The sequence below is a fragment of the Ostreiculturibacter nitratireducens genome, from assembly GCF_032670585.1.
Classification (GTDB): domain Bacteria; phylum Pseudomonadota; class Alphaproteobacteria; order Rhodobacterales; family Rhodobacteraceae; genus Ostreiculturibacter; species Ostreiculturibacter nitratireducens.
In genome coordinates, this window is sequence record NZ_JAVQHL010000002.1 from 416,788 (window position 1) to 431,945 (window position 15,158).

General features: G+C 68.2%; 9 protein-coding genes. 3 read left to right on the forward strand and 6 right to left on the reverse strand.

The window, feature by feature from the left end:
* Nucleotides 1-200: 200 nt before the first annotated feature.
* The 5 genes from ABCN56_RS09325 to ABCN56_RS09345 all read right to left on the reverse strand — a co-directional run bounded on the left by ABCN56_RS09325 (nt 201) and on the right by ABCN56_RS09345 (nt 4,658).
* A complete protein-coding gene (locus ABCN56_RS09325; RefSeq protein WP_343080534.1) occupies nt 201-833 on the reverse strand; it encodes a queuosine precursor transporter in 633 nt (210 codons plus the stop codon).
* Nucleotides 834-933: 100 nt separating this feature from the next.
* Nucleotides 934-1,833, reverse strand: coding sequence for an esterase-like activity of phytase family protein (locus ABCN56_RS09330; RefSeq protein ID WP_343080535.1), 900 nt, complete (start codon nt 1,831-1,833; stop codon nt 934-936).
* Complete coding sequence (mepA, locus tag ABCN56_RS09335; RefSeq protein ID WP_343080536.1) at nt 1,806-2,693, reverse strand: penicillin-insensitive murein endopeptidase; 888 nt, start codon at nt 2,691-2,693, stop codon at nt 1,806-1,808. Before mepA ends, ABCN56_RS09330 begins: the two co-directional genes overlap by 28 nt.
* Nucleotides 2,693-4,060, reverse strand: coding sequence for an MFS transporter (locus ABCN56_RS09340; protein WP_425466090.1), 1,368 nt, complete (start codon nt 4,058-4,060; stop codon nt 2,693-2,695). The genes mepA and ABCN56_RS09340 overlap by 1 nt, the downstream gene beginning before the upstream one ends.
* A 67-nt stretch (nt 4,061-4,127) precedes the next feature.
* Nucleotides 4,128-4,658, reverse strand: a complete 531-nt coding sequence (locus tag ABCN56_RS09345; RefSeq protein WP_343080537.1) for an acyl-CoA thioesterase — start codon at nt 4,656-4,658, stop codon at nt 4,128-4,130.
* A gap of 157 nt (nt 4,659-4,815) precedes the next feature.
* Here ABCN56_RS09345 and ABCN56_RS09350 point away from each other — a divergent pair, with 157 nt between their 5' ends.
* Together ABCN56_RS09350 and recQ are read left to right on the forward strand one after the other, a co-directional pair.
* Complete coding sequence (locus ABCN56_RS09350) at nt 4,816-5,109, forward strand: YggT family protein (protein ID WP_343080538.1); 294 nt, start codon at nt 4,816-4,818, stop codon at nt 5,107-5,109.
* Nucleotides 5,110-5,178: 69 nt separating this feature from the next.
* Nucleotides 5,179-7,224, forward strand: coding sequence for a DNA helicase RecQ (gene recQ, locus ABCN56_RS09355; protein ID WP_343080539.1), 2,046 nt, complete (start codon nt 5,179-5,181; stop codon nt 7,222-7,224).
* 37 nt (nt 7,225-7,261) lie between these two features.
* Here the strand turns inward: recQ and ABCN56_RS09360 are convergent, their stop codons facing one another.
* On the reverse strand, nt 7,262-9,517 hold the full coding sequence (locus ABCN56_RS09360; RefSeq protein WP_343080540.1) for a response regulator: 2,256 nt from the start codon (nt 9,515-9,517) through the stop codon (nt 7,262-7,264).
* A 184-nt stretch (nt 9,518-9,701) separates the two neighbouring features.
* Here ABCN56_RS09360 and ABCN56_RS09365 point away from each other — a divergent pair, with 184 nt between their 5' ends.
* Nucleotides 9,702-15,158, forward strand: coding sequence for an alpha-2-macroglobulin family protein (locus ABCN56_RS09365; protein WP_343080541.1), 5,457 nt, complete (start codon nt 9,702-9,704; stop codon nt 15,156-15,158).

Genomic DNA, 15,158 nt, shown 5'->3' on the forward strand with positions numbered 1-15,158 from the left:
CCCTCCGAGATCTACGGAGATGGGCCAGTTAGGGCCTAACCCAGCCAGAGTTCTGAACCTTTGGGATTGCCCTCAGGCCACGGCACCTCTGACTGTCCCGACACCTCTCTCCAATATCACTCTAGACACTGGACCACCTCCTTTCGCTCTGGTTGCCGTTAATAGGAGGCTGACACAGATTTTGTGTTTGTCAAAAGATTTCACGCAACCTTTGTGGTCATTTTTCCGGCAATGACGCGGAAGGGTACCAGTGCAACGAGCGCGAGGGTCAGCTTGACGGCCCAGTCCGCGACCGCGAGCGACACCCAGAGAGGCGCCACCGGGCCTTGCCCAAGAAGCGGGATCTGCTCGGCGGCCCAGGCTGCGGCAGCGGTCTCGGCAGGACCGAAGAAGGTCAGGCTGGCCGAAAACGCGATGCTGAAGAAGATCGCCGTATCGACCGCCGAGCCGATCAGCGAAGAGACAAAGGGCGCCTCCCACCAGACGCGCTTGCGCAGACGGTCGAAGATCGTCACGTCGAGAAGCTGCGCGACGAGGAAGGCGAGGCCGGAGCCGACCGCGATGCGGAGCGTCACGAGCGGGCCGAATTCGCCCATGATCTGCGTGCCGATCAGCGAGCAGATCACGCCGACGACGAAGCCGGACAGGACGACCTTGCGGGCAGCCGCGGGGCCGTGGAAGCGGTTCGTGAGGTCGGTGACGAGGAAGGTGAAGGGATAGGTGAAGGCACCCCAGGTGAGGAACCAGCCCTCGATCACGTATTGGACGAGGATGTTCGCGGCCACGACGATGGCGGCCATGGCAAGGATGCCGGGGATCAGTTTGCGGGTCATGACTTGTCCGTTTTGGCAAGGTGGCGGAGACTTGGTCCCCGGTCTCCGGTAGGTCGGTGGGGACGCGGGGCCTTTATTCCTTGGCCTTGGCGGGGTCAAGTCACTCCTTGATCCGGTAATCGACGATCTCGGTGCGCTGGAAGGCGCGGAAATTGTCGTCCGAGATCAGGGTGAGGCGGGTCGCTCCCGCCTCGTCGCGCCAGACGGCGATGCCCTCGAGGTTGTCGTGGCGGCCCGCCCGGGTCGCGAACAGCACCTCGCCCGGGCCGAGCGTTTCGCCAAAGATTTCGAAGCGCCGCACCCGGCTCAGGAAGCCGAAGATCCCGGCGAAGTCGCGTTCGAGGAGGTAGAGCCTGCCGTCGGGTCCGAAATCCGCCCCGACGGGTAGCCAGTCTCCGTCTCGGGGGACCGCGAAGGGCTGGTCCCAGTGGCCGTCGCGGAAGCGGAAGACCGGGAAGTCGAGATCCTTCGCGCCGGAGCGCTCGGGCATCGTGTAGATCGTGCCATCCGCGTCGATCGCCAGTGGCTCGAGCCCGGAATTCAGCTGGAACCCGGAAAACGCGGCGGGCCGTGGCAGGAGTTCCGAGGGGGAACCGGCATGGGCGTAGCGCGCGACGCGGTGGTTGTTCTCGAAACTGACATACAGCGCCCCATCCGCGCCGACCGCGAGCCCTTCGGCATCGCTGTCTCGCTTCTTGAGGGGCCGGCCATTCATGTCGCGGAGCGCGACGGGCCCCGAGAGGGAGGAGACGCCGGTCACGGCCCCGCGGTCGCCGCGTTCGATCTGCCCGGTGTAGACCGATCCCCGGTCCGTGATCGCGACGAAGCCCTTGCCTTGGGCGTCAAGCTCGATCCCCGAGAACCCGCCGAAGGACAGCCCTGCAACGGACCAGGTGAAACTGCCCAGGTATTCCGTCCGCTCCGCCATCATTGCCGAGCCGTGCGGAACGTTCAGCGCGACGAGCGCGACAATCAGCGCGAGGAGAGAACGGCGGCGCATTGGCGGGGCAGGTCGGACATCACGTAGGTCTTGGCCGACTTGGGCGGCGGCCCGTCGGGTTTCTTCCTCTTGGGCGGGTTCCTGAGTTCTTCGAGATAGTCGGTCACCCACCACTGCAAGGTCTCGTCGCAACCGTCGCCACCGTTCGAAAGCTGGGCGACGGTGGGCTTCTGCGTCTGGCAGGACGGCGACCCCTGCGGGCACTTCAGACGCACGTGGAAATGCGTGTTGTGACCGTAGAGAGGCCGGATCTTCTGAAGCCAGGCCTTGTCGGCGCGCTTCGCGGTCCGGCACATCTCTACCTTGACGGCCGCCGCGACGAAGATGCGGTCGACGCGGGGGTCGGAGGCGGCCGCCTTCAGAAGCGCGTGATGGGAGCGCGTCCAGTTGCCGTTGATGGAGGTCTGGTCCTCGGTCCTGACGGAGATCGAGGAGATCTTCTCGCGTTCGGCCCGGGACAGGTTCACCCGGCTCGGGGGCAGCATCCAGATGTCGGCGTCCAGCCCGATCTGGTGGCTGGCATGACCGCCGGTCATCGGCCCGCCGCGCGGCTGCGCGATGTCGCCGACGTAGAGACCTGCCCAGCCAAGCTGCCGGGCGGTCAGCGAGAGATCCTTGAGGAAGCGGATCATCTCTGGGTGGCCCCAGTTGCGGTTCCGCGAAAGCCGCATCGCCTGCCAGGTCGGGCCGGACTCGGGAAGTTCCTCAAGCCCCGCCGCGCAGCCACGGGCATAGGTGCCGATCGCTTCCGGCGCCTGCGCCGAGGGCTTCGCCATCGCGCCGAAGAGTTCACGCGCCAGTGGCTCGGCAGCCGCAGGGGCCCCGAGTGCGAGGATCAGGATTGCTGCCATGCGCAACATCAGGCTGCTCGTTCACCCGCCGGTTTTACCCAGACTAGCAGGATCAGGCCGGCAAGGAACAGCCCGATGAGCGGCGTTATGCCGATCCTCTGGTTGTCGGTAAGTGCCGAGACGGAAGCGATCATCGCGGGGGCGATGAATGAGGTGGCCTTGCCCGAGAGCGCGAAGAGGCCGAAAGCCTCGGCCGCCTGTTCGGGCGTGGTGTGGCGGCACATCAGCGTCCGGCTCGCGGCCTGCACCGTGCCGCCGGCCGCGCCGATCAGGCCGCCGCAGATGTAGAAGACCACGTCGGGAAGTCTGGAGCCCTCCGCAAGGGGCACGCCGAAGAGCGTTTCGCGCGACATGCCCACGACGACGATGCAGACCGCGATCAGGACGACGATCGACCAGCTGATGACCGGTTTCGGACCGTAGCGGCGGTCTGCGAAGCCGCCGAGCCAGCTGGCGAGGGCGGCGGTGACCGCCCCGAGGATGCCGAAGACGCCGACCTGTGTCACCGACCAGCCGAGGACGCCCGCAGCATAGACCCCGCCGAAGCCGTAAAGGCCGTTCAGCGCATCGCGGTAGAACATCGAGGAGCCGAGATAGGTCGCGAGGCTCTTGCGCTTCACAAGTCCGCGGATCGACCGCCAGAGACCGCGGAGCGCTTCGCGCGTGGCGAGGATCATGCCCGGGTCGCGTTTCGGCTCCTTAACCCAGAGGAAAAAGGGGATCATGAACACCGCGTACCAGATCGCGGTGAAGGGGCCGACGAAGCGCGTCCCCTCCCTCTGATCCGGATCCAGGCCGAAGAGCGGGTCGAGGCCGACGAGCGTTTTGCCCGTGTCGCCATTCTCGGCGAAGAACAGGAGCATCAGGATCAGCGCGACGAGGCCGCCAACGTAGCCGAAGGCGAAGCCGGAGCCCGAGACCGACCCGATGCGGTTGTCGGCCGTCAGCGATGGCAGGAGCGCGTTCGAGAAGGTCGTGGCGAATTCCATTCCGAGGAAGCCGATGCCGAAGAACACGACCGCCTGGACGAGGGCGGGGCTGTCCGGCGTGATCGTCCAGAGCCCCGCCGCGCCAAGGACGTAGAAGCCGGAAAAGACCCAGATCCAGGCCATGCGCCGGCCCGAGCCGTCCGCGATCGCCCCGAGGATCGGGGACAGGATGGCGATCGATATCCCCGCGATCGTGAGCCCGAAGCCCCAGAGCGCCTGGGCCTGCGCCTCGGCGACCTCCTCGGCGAGGCCCTCGCCCATGTAATGGGCTGCGGCGACCTTGGCGAAGTAGGGGCCGAAGATGAAGGTGAGCAGGAGCGTGTTGTAGGGCTGGCTGGCCCAATCGAAGAAATACCAGCCCCAGATACGTTTCCGTGCCGAAACCATGCCGCGCGCCCCTCGTCCCCTTGGCAGGATCAAGCCCGAATTCCTCTGGGGGTGCAATGGGCGGCGGTTACCGTTCGGGCGGCCAGGGCCTTTGCGCCTCTGCCGCGATCCAGGCTTCGACCCATGCGGGCAGTGATGGGCTTGCCGCCGGATGACCCATCGCCGCGAGAACCTCCGAGGGGTTCACGATCCCCGCGGTGCCAGTTACGGCGAGCCGCAGAAGGACGTGGCTCGCGCATTCTCCGCGCTTCCAGGTCGACTGCTCGACATAGAGGAAGCGCCTGTCCCAGCCGAGCAGGCGGCTTCGCATCTCGAGCCGCTCGAAGGCATGGACCCGGCGGCGGTAGCGGATGCTGCCGCCAGCCACCGCGATCGCCCAGCCCTGCCGTTTCGCCGCGCCGATGAGCCCCGTGCGGATCGCGAGCGGCAGGCGTCCGAGGTCGAAAAGCGTGAGCGTCCGGCCGTTGTTCAGCTCCCGCCAGGGATCGAGATCCCAGGGCCAGCAGATATGATGCGAGACATGCGTGCCGCCGGGCGGCAAAGGCGCCGCGCGCCGCGCCGCGCGCGTAACCTTGAATAGCCGGACGAACGGATACATGCGCTTCTCTCCCCTGCGCGGACTGCCTGCCCCCTCGGGCAGGCGGCGTCAACCGATGGCGCGGGGTTTGACGCGACGTCAGTGCGCGTCCGTTATCGGGTTGCGGAGCGGGCCCCGGCACCTTACCTCTTCGACCTGACGTTTCATGGAGTCCCCGATGGTTTCGCTCTACCAGGCGCTGAATCTGATCCTCGACGTGGCGTGGTTCATCATGATCGCGCACATCATCATGTCCTGGCTGATCAGCTTCCAGGTTCTGAACCTGCGCCAGCAGATGGTTGCGCAGATCTGGCACGGGCTGAGCCGCCTTCTGGAGCCGGTCTACGGTCCGATCCGGCGGATCCTGCCGCACACGCCGGGGCTGGACCTCGCACCCCTGGTCGCGTTCATCGTGATCATCATCCTGCAGAACATCCTCAGGAACAACGCGGGCTTCTTCTACGGCTACTGACGGGCCTTGCTCGCCGGGGCCCGCTGTGGGATGGTCGCCGCCATCCGAGCAGAACAAGAAGACAGGCCCATGCCGAGCCCCGAGCCCGAGGCGCTCCTCTCCACCGTTTTCGGTTTTTCTGCCTTCCGGCCTGGCCAGGAAGAGATCGTTCGTGCAGTCCTGGAGGGACGCGATACCCTCGCCATCATGCCCACGGGCGGCGGCAAGTCACTCTGCTACCAGTTACCCGCTCTCTGCCGGGAGGGCGTGACAGTCGTCATCTCGCCGCTCATCGCGCTGATGCGCGACCAGGTTCGGGGGCTCCGCGCGGCGGGGGTGGAGGCAGGGGCGCTGACCTCCGGCAATACCGAGGAGGAGACGGAGGAAGTATTCGCCGCCCTCGACGCGGGCCGGCTGAAGCTTCTCTACATGGCGCCCGAACGGCTCGGATCCTCCGCGACGCTGCCGCTTCTGCGCCGGATCGGGACGCGGCTCATCGCGGTGGACGAGGCGCATTGCGTCAGTCAGTGGGGCCATGATTTCCGCCCCGATTACCTTCGGATCGGTGACCTGAGGAAAGCGCTGGGCGTGCCTCTGGCCGCATTCACCGCCACGGCCGACGCCGAGACACGGGAAGAGATCGTCGCGCGGCTCTTCGGCGGGCGGACGCCCGCGACTTTCCTGAAGGGTTTCGACCGGCCGAACATCCATCTCGCCTTCGCCGCCAAGGACCAGCCTCGGCGCCAGATCCTGAATTTCGCCGCCGCGCGGAAGGGGCTTTCGGGGATCGTCTACTGCGCGACGCGGGCGAAGACCGATGCGCTCGCTGCCGCCTTGCGCGAGGCTGGGCACACCGCGATCGCCTATCACGCCGGGATGGAGGCCGACGACCGCCGGCTCGCGGAAACGCGGTTCCAGCGCGAGGACGGGCTGATCGTCGTCGCGACGGTCGCGTTCGGGATGGGGATCGACAAGCCCGACATCCGCTGGGTGGCGCACGCAGACCTGCCGAAGTCGATCGAGGCCTATTACCAGGAGATCGGCAGGGCGGGGCGCGACGGCGCCCCGGCCGAGACGCTGACGCTTTACGGACCTGAGGACATAAGGCTACGGCGCGCGCAGATCGACGAGGGGCTCGCGCCGCCCGAACGCAAGGCGGCGGATCACGCCCGCCTCAACGCGCTCCTGGGGCTCGCCGAGGCGTTGTCCTGCCGTAGGCAGAAGCTTCTGGCCTATTTCGGGGAAACGGCGGAGCCCTGCGGCAACTGCGATCTCTGCGAAAACCCGGCCGAGGTCTTCGACGCGACGGAGGCGGTGCGGAAGGCCCTCTCCGCAATCCTCCGGACGGGCGAAAACTACGGTTCGGGCCACCTGATCGATATCCTGACCGGCACGCTCACGAACAAGGTCCGCGACCGGGGCCATGACCAGCTTCCCACCTTCGGGGTCGGGCGCGAACTGTCGCGCGGCGCCTGGCAGGGCGTGTTCCGCCAGATCACCGGGCAGGACCTGATCCGCCCCGACGCGGAACGCCATGGCGCACTGCGCCTGACGGAGACGGCCCTGCCGGTGCTGAAGGGCGAGACGCGAATCGAACTGCGCAAGGACGCGGTTCGGACCGCGCCGAAGACTGCGGTGAAGACGCTGGTGTCCGAGGAGGACGCGCCGCTTCTCTCCGCACTCAAGGCGAAACGCCGGGCGCTGGCCGAGGCGGCGCGGGTGCCCGCCTACGTCATCTTCCCCGACCGCACGCTGATCGAGATGGCCGAGGCGCGGCCCGGGACGCTCGACGAGATGGCGCGGGTCAGCGGGGTGGGCGCGAAGAAGCTCGAAAGTTACGGCGCGGCCTTTCTCCAGGTCATCACCGGCGCGCGGGTGGAGATGCATCCGGCGCGGAGGAAGCTGGCCGGAACGGAAGAAGGAAGCCTGTTCGACCGGCTGGAGGAAGTGCAGCGCGGGCTCGTGCGCGGGCCGGACGGGACGGGGAAGTACCTTTCCTGCACGCATACGACGCTGCGACGGATCGCCGAAACGCGGCCGAAGACCCTTTCGGACCTTGACCGGATCGGCGGGCTTGGAGAACAGAAGCTCGACCGGTTCGGAAAGGCATTCCTGGAAATCCTTTCGGACGCCTGAGGTCGCCACAACCGCCCGGCGCAGGCTGTCGCAGGTTTCAGGCAGGCGCCTCCTCCACCTCGGCGTCCGAATGGGGCGCGGGGGGACGAGCGTCGTGAGGACAGTGGGCCCGGATCTCTTCCGAGATCGCGGATTTCTTCAGGGGCTTGGTCAGGTAACGGTCGATGCCGGCGGCGAGGATCGCTGCGGCGTCGCCTTCCATCGCGTGGGCGGTCAGCGCGACGATGGGCGTACGGGGCAGCCGCCGCGCGGCCTCGATCTCGCGGATGGCGCGCGTCGCCTCGCGTCCGTCCATCTCGGGCATCGAGATGTCCATGAAGACGAGGTCGGGCTGGAACTGCCGCCACATATCCACAGCCTCGCGACCGTTGCTGGCGAAGCTGAGGTCGATGTCGAAATCCTTCACCATCTTGCGGAAGACGAGCTGGTTCGTGCGGTTGTCCTCGGCCGCGAGAACGCGCATCCGCCGCAGTTCGTCCGCGGCGGCTGGCGGCGGCGTCGAGGCCGGATGGAACATCTTCCGCTCGGGGTCCGTGATCCCGCCGGGGTTGGATATCGCCTGCAGGATCTCGAAGAGCTCGCTTCTGAGGATCGGCTTCTGGAGCATTCCCGTAAGCAGGCCCGCCGCGCTGCCGGCGCGCGCTTCCTCGGGGTTGGAACTGAGAAGGAGGACCGGCAGGTCCAGCCCCCTCTCGCGCAGCTTCGCGGCGAATTCGAGCCCGTTCATCTCGGGCATCTCATGATCGGTCAGAACCACGTCGAACGCGGTGCCGCCATCGACGGCGCGCAGCGCCTCCTCCGCCGAGCGGCAGAGCGTGACCTCGATCCCGTAGGTCTGGAGCTGCCGCTCGAGGATCACCCGGTTGATCAGGAGGTCGTCGACGACGAGCGCGCAGCTGAGACGGATCGGCCCCGACGGCCGGTCTTCGTCGCGCGGCTCCGCCACGGGGAGCGTCACGCGGAAGCCGAAGACCGAACCGGCGCCCGGCTCGCTGTCCACCCAGACCGCGCCTCCCATCAGCTGCACCAGCTGGCGCGTGATCGCGAGGCCGAGCCCCGTGCCCTCGAACTTGCGGTTGGACTGATCGTCGACCTGGTTGAACTCTCCGAAGATGTGCTCGACATGCTCGGGCGCGATGCCGATCCCCGTATCCTCGACCGTCAGGTGCAACTCCTGCGTGCCGTCCGGACGTTCGAGCCCGACGACGCGGACCATGACGTGGCCCTTCGGCGTGAACTTGACCGCGTTGCCGACGAGGTTCGTGAGGATCTGCCGAACGCGCCCGGGGTCCCCGACGAAGCGCGTGGGCAGGAACAGGTCGTAGTCCACGAGCAGCTTCAGTCCCTTGTCCTTGGCGGTGGGCTGGAGAAGCATCATCACTTCGTGGATGCAGCGTTCGAGATCGAAGGGCTCGGGGTAGAGTTTCAGCTTCTCCGCCTCGATCTTCGAATAGTCTAGGACGTCGTTGATGATGACCAGAAGCGCCTCGCCCGAGGATTTGATGGTTTCCACGAAGAGCCGCTGATCCTCGTCGAGCGCGGTGTCGCAGAGAAGCTCCGCCATGCCGACGACACCGTTCATCGGCGTGCGGATCTCGTGGCTCATGTTGGCGAGGAAGGCGGACTTGGCGCGGTTCGCGGCCTCTGCCTTCTCGCGCGCCTCGCGAAGCTCCTCCTCGCGGGAGATCATCTGGGTGATGTCCTGCGCGAGGCAGACGAGGTCGCCGTCCTCGGCGCGCCGGTCGATGAGTTTCAGGTGCCGGCCCCGGGTCAGTTTCACGACGCGGGGATGGATCACCCGGTGCATGATCCGCGCAGCCATTTCATGCAGCCAGTCGTGGATGTCGCGGCCCTCGAGATCGACGACGCCGGATTCGGCGGCAAGGCGCAGAAGGTCGAAATAGGTGATGCCGGGTGTCACGCCCTCCACCCCGTCGAAGACGGAAAGCCAGGCGCGGTTGGCGATGATGAGCCTGAGTTCCGGGTCGAAGACGGCGAACCCGTCGCGGATCGTCTCCAGCGCCTGCCAGAGCCGCCGCTGGGCGATCTGCGCGGCGGAATGGGCGCGTTCGAGATCGCCCAGCACGCGGCTGTTTTCGCCCTTCAGCGATTCGGCCTCGCTGATCGCGCGTTCGAGGCCCTGGCGCTGTTCGACGATCTGGTCCGACAGCGCCCTGGCATGCATGGCGAGCTTCTGGTTCGCCGCGAAAAGCTCGCGTTTCTTGTGTTCCAGAAGCCGCTCCGCCGCCAGGCGCGCGCGCCTCTCGCTCGCGAGCTTCTCAGCGATGTCCATGCCAGTCCTCCGCGCAGTCCCGGGGTGCCTTCAAGGCTCGCCCCGGACAGGAGACAGAGTGGGCAGGCAAGGTGAACTTAGGCTTAATGACGGCGGGTCGGGCGGCGGCGGGTTCCGCGCGCTCCTTGCCAATCGCGGGGCCGCCATGTCAGCATCCGGGGATTGCCGAGCGAAGGAGATTTCGATGCGTCTGTTGACCCGGACCCTGATTCTCGTTGGCAGCCTCGCCACGGTTCCCGCGTTCGCCCAGGACACCCCACTGGTTCCCGAGCGGCGCATGGTCCTGACCGAGAACCTCGATTTCTACGGCTCGGACCTGTCGTCGATCTTCGACACGACGCTCGAGGCCTGCGAGGCGGCCTGCCTGTCGGACGACAGGTGCCAGGCCTTCACCTTCAATGCCCGGTCCAACTCCTGTTTCCCGAAGAGCAGGGTAAGCGAACAGCAGCCCTACGACGGCGCCATTTCCGGCTGGGTCCGCAACGCGGCGCCCGGAGCCGAGGCGCGGGCGGAGCTCAGGGCGGAGGAACTCGATTTCCTCGAGCCGCAGGACTTCGCGCGGGCCTACGAGCAGGCGAAGGGCCTCGCCAACCTGCACATCACCGGCAGCTGGACCGCGGCGGACCTTCTGGCCGCGGTGGACCGGGAACGGGGCGCGGGGAACTTTCTTGCAGCGTCCAAGTTCCAGGGCGCGGCGCTGAACCTGACGGATGCGGCGGACCAGTGGGTGGAATACGCGCGGCTGTTACTGGCGATCCGCGGGGGCAGCGGCAACACGCTGCGCGGCTACCGCGAGCGCGCGCTGTCGGCGTCGGTGAACGGCTACCTGCGTGCCGACCGGGCGGCCCTCCGCGCCAATGCGCTGGGCGTCATGGCCGAGGCGCTGGAGGCGAATGGGCGCGGGCGCGACATGATCCCCGCGCTCAGGCTCGCCCAGGCCACCCAGCCGCGCGACGACGCGGCGGCGGCGCTGGAGGACGCGATCGGCAAGTATGGCTTCCGCATCGCCGAGCATCGGGTCGAAAGCGACAGCGCCAATCCCCGCATCTGCGCGGTCTTCAACGAGGAACTGGTGCGCGCGGGGCAGGACTACACGCCCTTCGTGCAGCTTCCCGAGCCGGGGCTTTCGGTCGAAGCCTCGGCCGATACGCTGTGCGTGGCGGGGGTGACGCATGGCAAGCGCTACACGCTCACTTTCCGGGAAGGGCTGCCCGCCGCGTCGGGCGAGGAACTCGCGAAGGATACGCAGCTCAACATCTACGTCCGTGACCGGGCGCCTTCGGTCCGGTTCCCGGGGCGCGCCTACGTCCTGCCCAGGACGGACGGCGCGGGGATCCCGGTCGAGACGGTGAACCTGACCGAGGTCGAGTTGATGCTGATGCGCATCTCGGACCGGAACCTCGTGCGGGCGCTGCAGAGCGACTATTTCGCGCGCTCGCTCGACTACTGGCAGGCGGAGTATTTCAACGCGGAAGTGGCGGAGGAAGTCTGGCGCGGCACAGGCGAGGTGACGATGGAGGTGAACCGCGACATGACCACGCGGTTGCCGCTCGACGAGGTCATCGGGGGCCTGCCCGCCGGGATCTACGCGCTCCAGGCGAGCGCGAAGGGACAGAACCTTTACGACAGGCCCGCCGCGACGCAGTGGTTCGTGATCTCGGACCTCGGGATGACGACGATGTCGGGGACGGACGGGTTGCATGTCTTCGTCCGCTCTTTGGCCGATGCCACGCCGAAGGCCGGCGTGAAAGCGACGCTCGTGTCGCGGTCGAACGCGGTCCTCGGCACGGTCGAGACGGATGCCGAAGGCTACGCGCATTTCCCGGCCGGGCTGACCTCGGGCCGGGGCGGGGCGTCGCCCGCGCTGGTGACGGTGGAGGACGGGGCCGAGGACATCGCCTTCGTCGCGCTGACAGAGCCGGAATTCGACCTCTCCGACCGGGGCGTCGCGGGACGCGAAGCGGCGCCGCCGATCGACGTGTTCCTGACGACGGACCGGGGTGCCTACCGGGCGGGCGAGGTGATCCACGCGACCGCGCTGGCGCGGGACGCGAAGGCCGAGGCGATCGAGGGGATGCCCCTTTCCCTGCGGCTCATGCGCCCCGACGGGGTGGAGTTCACCCGCGCGCTTTCGGATGGCACGGCGGCGGGCGGCCATGTGTTCGACCTGCCGCTCGCCGGCACCGCGCCGCGCGGGACCTGGCGGCTTGAAGCCTTCGTCGATCCGGACGCCCCGGCTCTCGCCTCCACGGACGTGCTGGTCGAGGACTTCCTGCCGGAGCGGATCGACTTCGACCTGTCCCTGCCCGATGGCGCGCTCAGGCTCGGGACGAGCCCGGAACTGACCGTGACCGCGCGTTACCTTTTCGGCGCGCCGGGCGCGGGGTTGCAGGTGGAGGGCGACCTGCGCCTGTCCGCCGCGACCGGGATCGAGGGGTTCGAGGGCTACAGCTTCGGCCGCCATGACGAACCGTTCGACACCTACGGCGACAGCTTCTTCGGCGAGCCCACCGATTCCGACGGCCGAACGAGCCTCTTCCTGCCGCTGCCCGGGGACCGGGGCGAGGCGCGCCCCCTGACCGCGCGGATCAACGTGCGGGTGGCGGAAGGCTCCGGCCGCCCGGTGGAGCGGCGGATCGAACGCACCATAATGCCGGCGACGCCGGTGATCGGGATCGATCCCCTGTTCGAGGACGTCGCGGCGGAGGGCGCGGAGGCGCGGTTCCGCGTCCTGGCGCTCGGCCCCGACATGGCGCCTGCGGGGATGGAGGTGCGCTGGACGCTGAATCGGCTGGAGCATCGCTACCAGTGGTATTCGCTCTACGGCTCCTGGAACTGGGAGGTGACGACCTCGCGCACGCGGGTGGCGGAAGGCGACGTGATGCTGACGCCCTCGGGCGCGGTGGAGATCGCTGCGCCGGTGGACTGGGGCAATTACGAGCTGGTCGTGGAATCGACGGGCGGGGCCTATGCCGCCTCATCGGTCGAGTTCTACGCGGGCTGGTATGCGCCGGCGGACGCGGCAGCGACGCCCGACACGCTGGAATTGTCGCTCGACAAGCCCGCCTATCTGCCCGGCGAGACGGCGACGCTCAGGCTCGTGCCGCGGGCGGCGGGCGTGGCGCTGGTGACGGTCGTGTCGAACCGGCTGATCGACATGAAGGCGATCGCGGTGACGGAGGGCGAGAACGTCGTGGCGCTGCCCGTGACCGACGACTGGGGCGCGGGTGCCTATGTCACTGCCTCGGTGATCCGGCCGCTGAACGTCGAGGCTGGCCGCGCCCCGGCGCGGGCGCTGGGCCTGTCCTATGCTGCGGTCGATCCCGGAAAGCGGCGGTTGTCGGCGGATTTCGAGGTGGCGGCCGAGGCAGACCCGCGGGGAACCCTGCCCGTCGCGCTGAAGGTCGAAGGCGTGGAGCCGGGTGAGACGGCATATGCCACGATTGCCGCGGTGGACGTGGGTATCCTGAACCTGACGGCCTTCACCTCGCCCGACCCGGAAGGGCATTACTTCGGCCAGCGGAAGCTCGGCATCGGTATCCGCGACATCTATGGCCGCCTCATCGACGGGCGGACGGGCGCGGAGGGCCGGGTTCGGTCCGGCGGCGACGCGGGTGCCGGGATGCGGATGCAGGCACCACCGCCGACGGAGGAGCTGGTCGCCTATTTCTCCGGCCCCATCGAGGTCGGGGCGGACGGCTATGCGCGGACGGAGTTCCGGCTGCCGTCGTTCAACGGCACGGTGCGGCTGATGGCGGTCGCCTGGTCGAAGACCGGGATCGGGCAGTCCGAGGCCGAGGTTCTGGTGCGCGACCCGGTCGTGGTCGCCGCTACCGTGCCGCGTTTCATGGCGCCGGGCGACGACAGCCGCATGCTGCTCGAGATCGTGCACGCCACCGGGCCGTCCGGGCGGATGGGGCTCGACGTGAGTTCCGCCGACTTCGCGCTGCCCGAGGCGATGCAGACCGGCGTGGACCTTGCGGAGAAGGGCAAGGCGGTGCTGACGTTGCCGATCCGGGCGCCGGAGGCGGAGGGGATCGGCCAGATCCGCGTCGCGCTGACGACGCCGGACGGGCGGCAGCTGGTGAAGGATCTGACCATACCGGTGCAGGTGAACGACCCGCCCGTGTCGCGGACGAGCCGGTTCACGCTGGCCTCGGGGCAGACCTTCACGCTGGACGACAACGTCTTTGACGGGATCATCCCGGGGACAGGCCGGGTGACGCTGGCCGTGGGGCCGATCGCGCGCTTCGACGCGCCGGGACTTCTGGCGTCGCTCGACGCCTATCCCTATGGCTGCACGGAACAGATCACCTCGAAGGCGCTGCCGCTTCTCTATTTCGAGGAGGTGGCGCGGGTGATGGGGCTTGACCGTGAGACGGACATTCGCACCCGGATCGATCAGTCGATCTCGCGGGTGCTGCTGAACCAGGCGTCGAACGGGGCCTTCGGGCTCTGGTATGCGGAAGCCGGGGACTTCTGGCTTGATGCCTACGTGACGGATTTCCTGAGCCGGGCGCGCGCGCAGGGCTTCGAGGTGCCGGACGTCGCCTTCCGCAACGCGCTCGACAACTTGCGCAACCAGGTCAACTACGCCCCCGACTTCGACAAGGGCGGCGGGGAGCTGGCCTACGCGCTGATGGTGCTGGCGCGCGAGGGCGCGGCGGCGGTGGGCGACCTCCGCTACTACGCGGACGTGAAGGGCGACGCCTTCGACACGCCGATCGCGGCGGCGCAGCTTGGGGCGGCGCTGGGGTCCTACGGCGACCAGACGCGGGCGGACGCGATGTTCGCGCGCGCCGCGCGGCTGATGTCCGCGCTGCCGACAGGCGACGACGCGCAGATCTGGCGGTCGGACTACGGCACGAACCTGCGCGACCGTGCCGCGGTGCTGGCTCTGGCGGCGGAGGCGGGGTCGGCCGTGGTCTCGCCGGAGGCCTTGGGCGAGTCGGTGGCGGCGAGCATGGCTGGGCGGCGGATGTCGACGCAGGAGGCGACATGGGCGCTTCTGGCGACGCATGCGCTGATCGACCGGCCGGGTGCCGAGGGATTCACGGTGAACGGCCAGCCCGTCGATGGGCCCCTGGTGCGCGTTCTCGACGACGAGACGGCGGGGGCGGCGCTGGCGGTCGCCAACGGCTCGGCGCGGGAGGCCACGCTGACGCTCACCACGCTCGGCGTACCGGAGGTGGCGGAGCCCGCGGGCGGCAAGGGCTACACGATCACGCGGAGCTATTACGACATGGAGGGCGTTCCGGTCGATCCGGCTCGCGTCGCGCAGGGTGCGCGGCTGGTGACGGTGCTGGAAATCACGCCCCATGCCGAGGGCGAGGCGCGGCTGATCGTGGACGACCCGCTGCCGGCCGGCTTCGAGATCGACAACCCGAACCTCATTCGGGGCGGCGACATCGCGGCGCTCGACTGGCTCGACACGGTCGAATTCACGCGCATGTCCGAGTTCCGGCAGGAAAGGTTCCTTGCCGCGGTGGACTGGCGGTCGGACGATCCGTTCCGGCTGGCCTACATCGTCCGTGCGGTGTCGCCCGGGACGTTCCGGCACCCGGCGGCGAGTGTCGAGGACATGTATCGCCCCGACTTCCGTGCCTGGACCGCGACGGGTCGGGTAGCGGTCGCCGAGTGA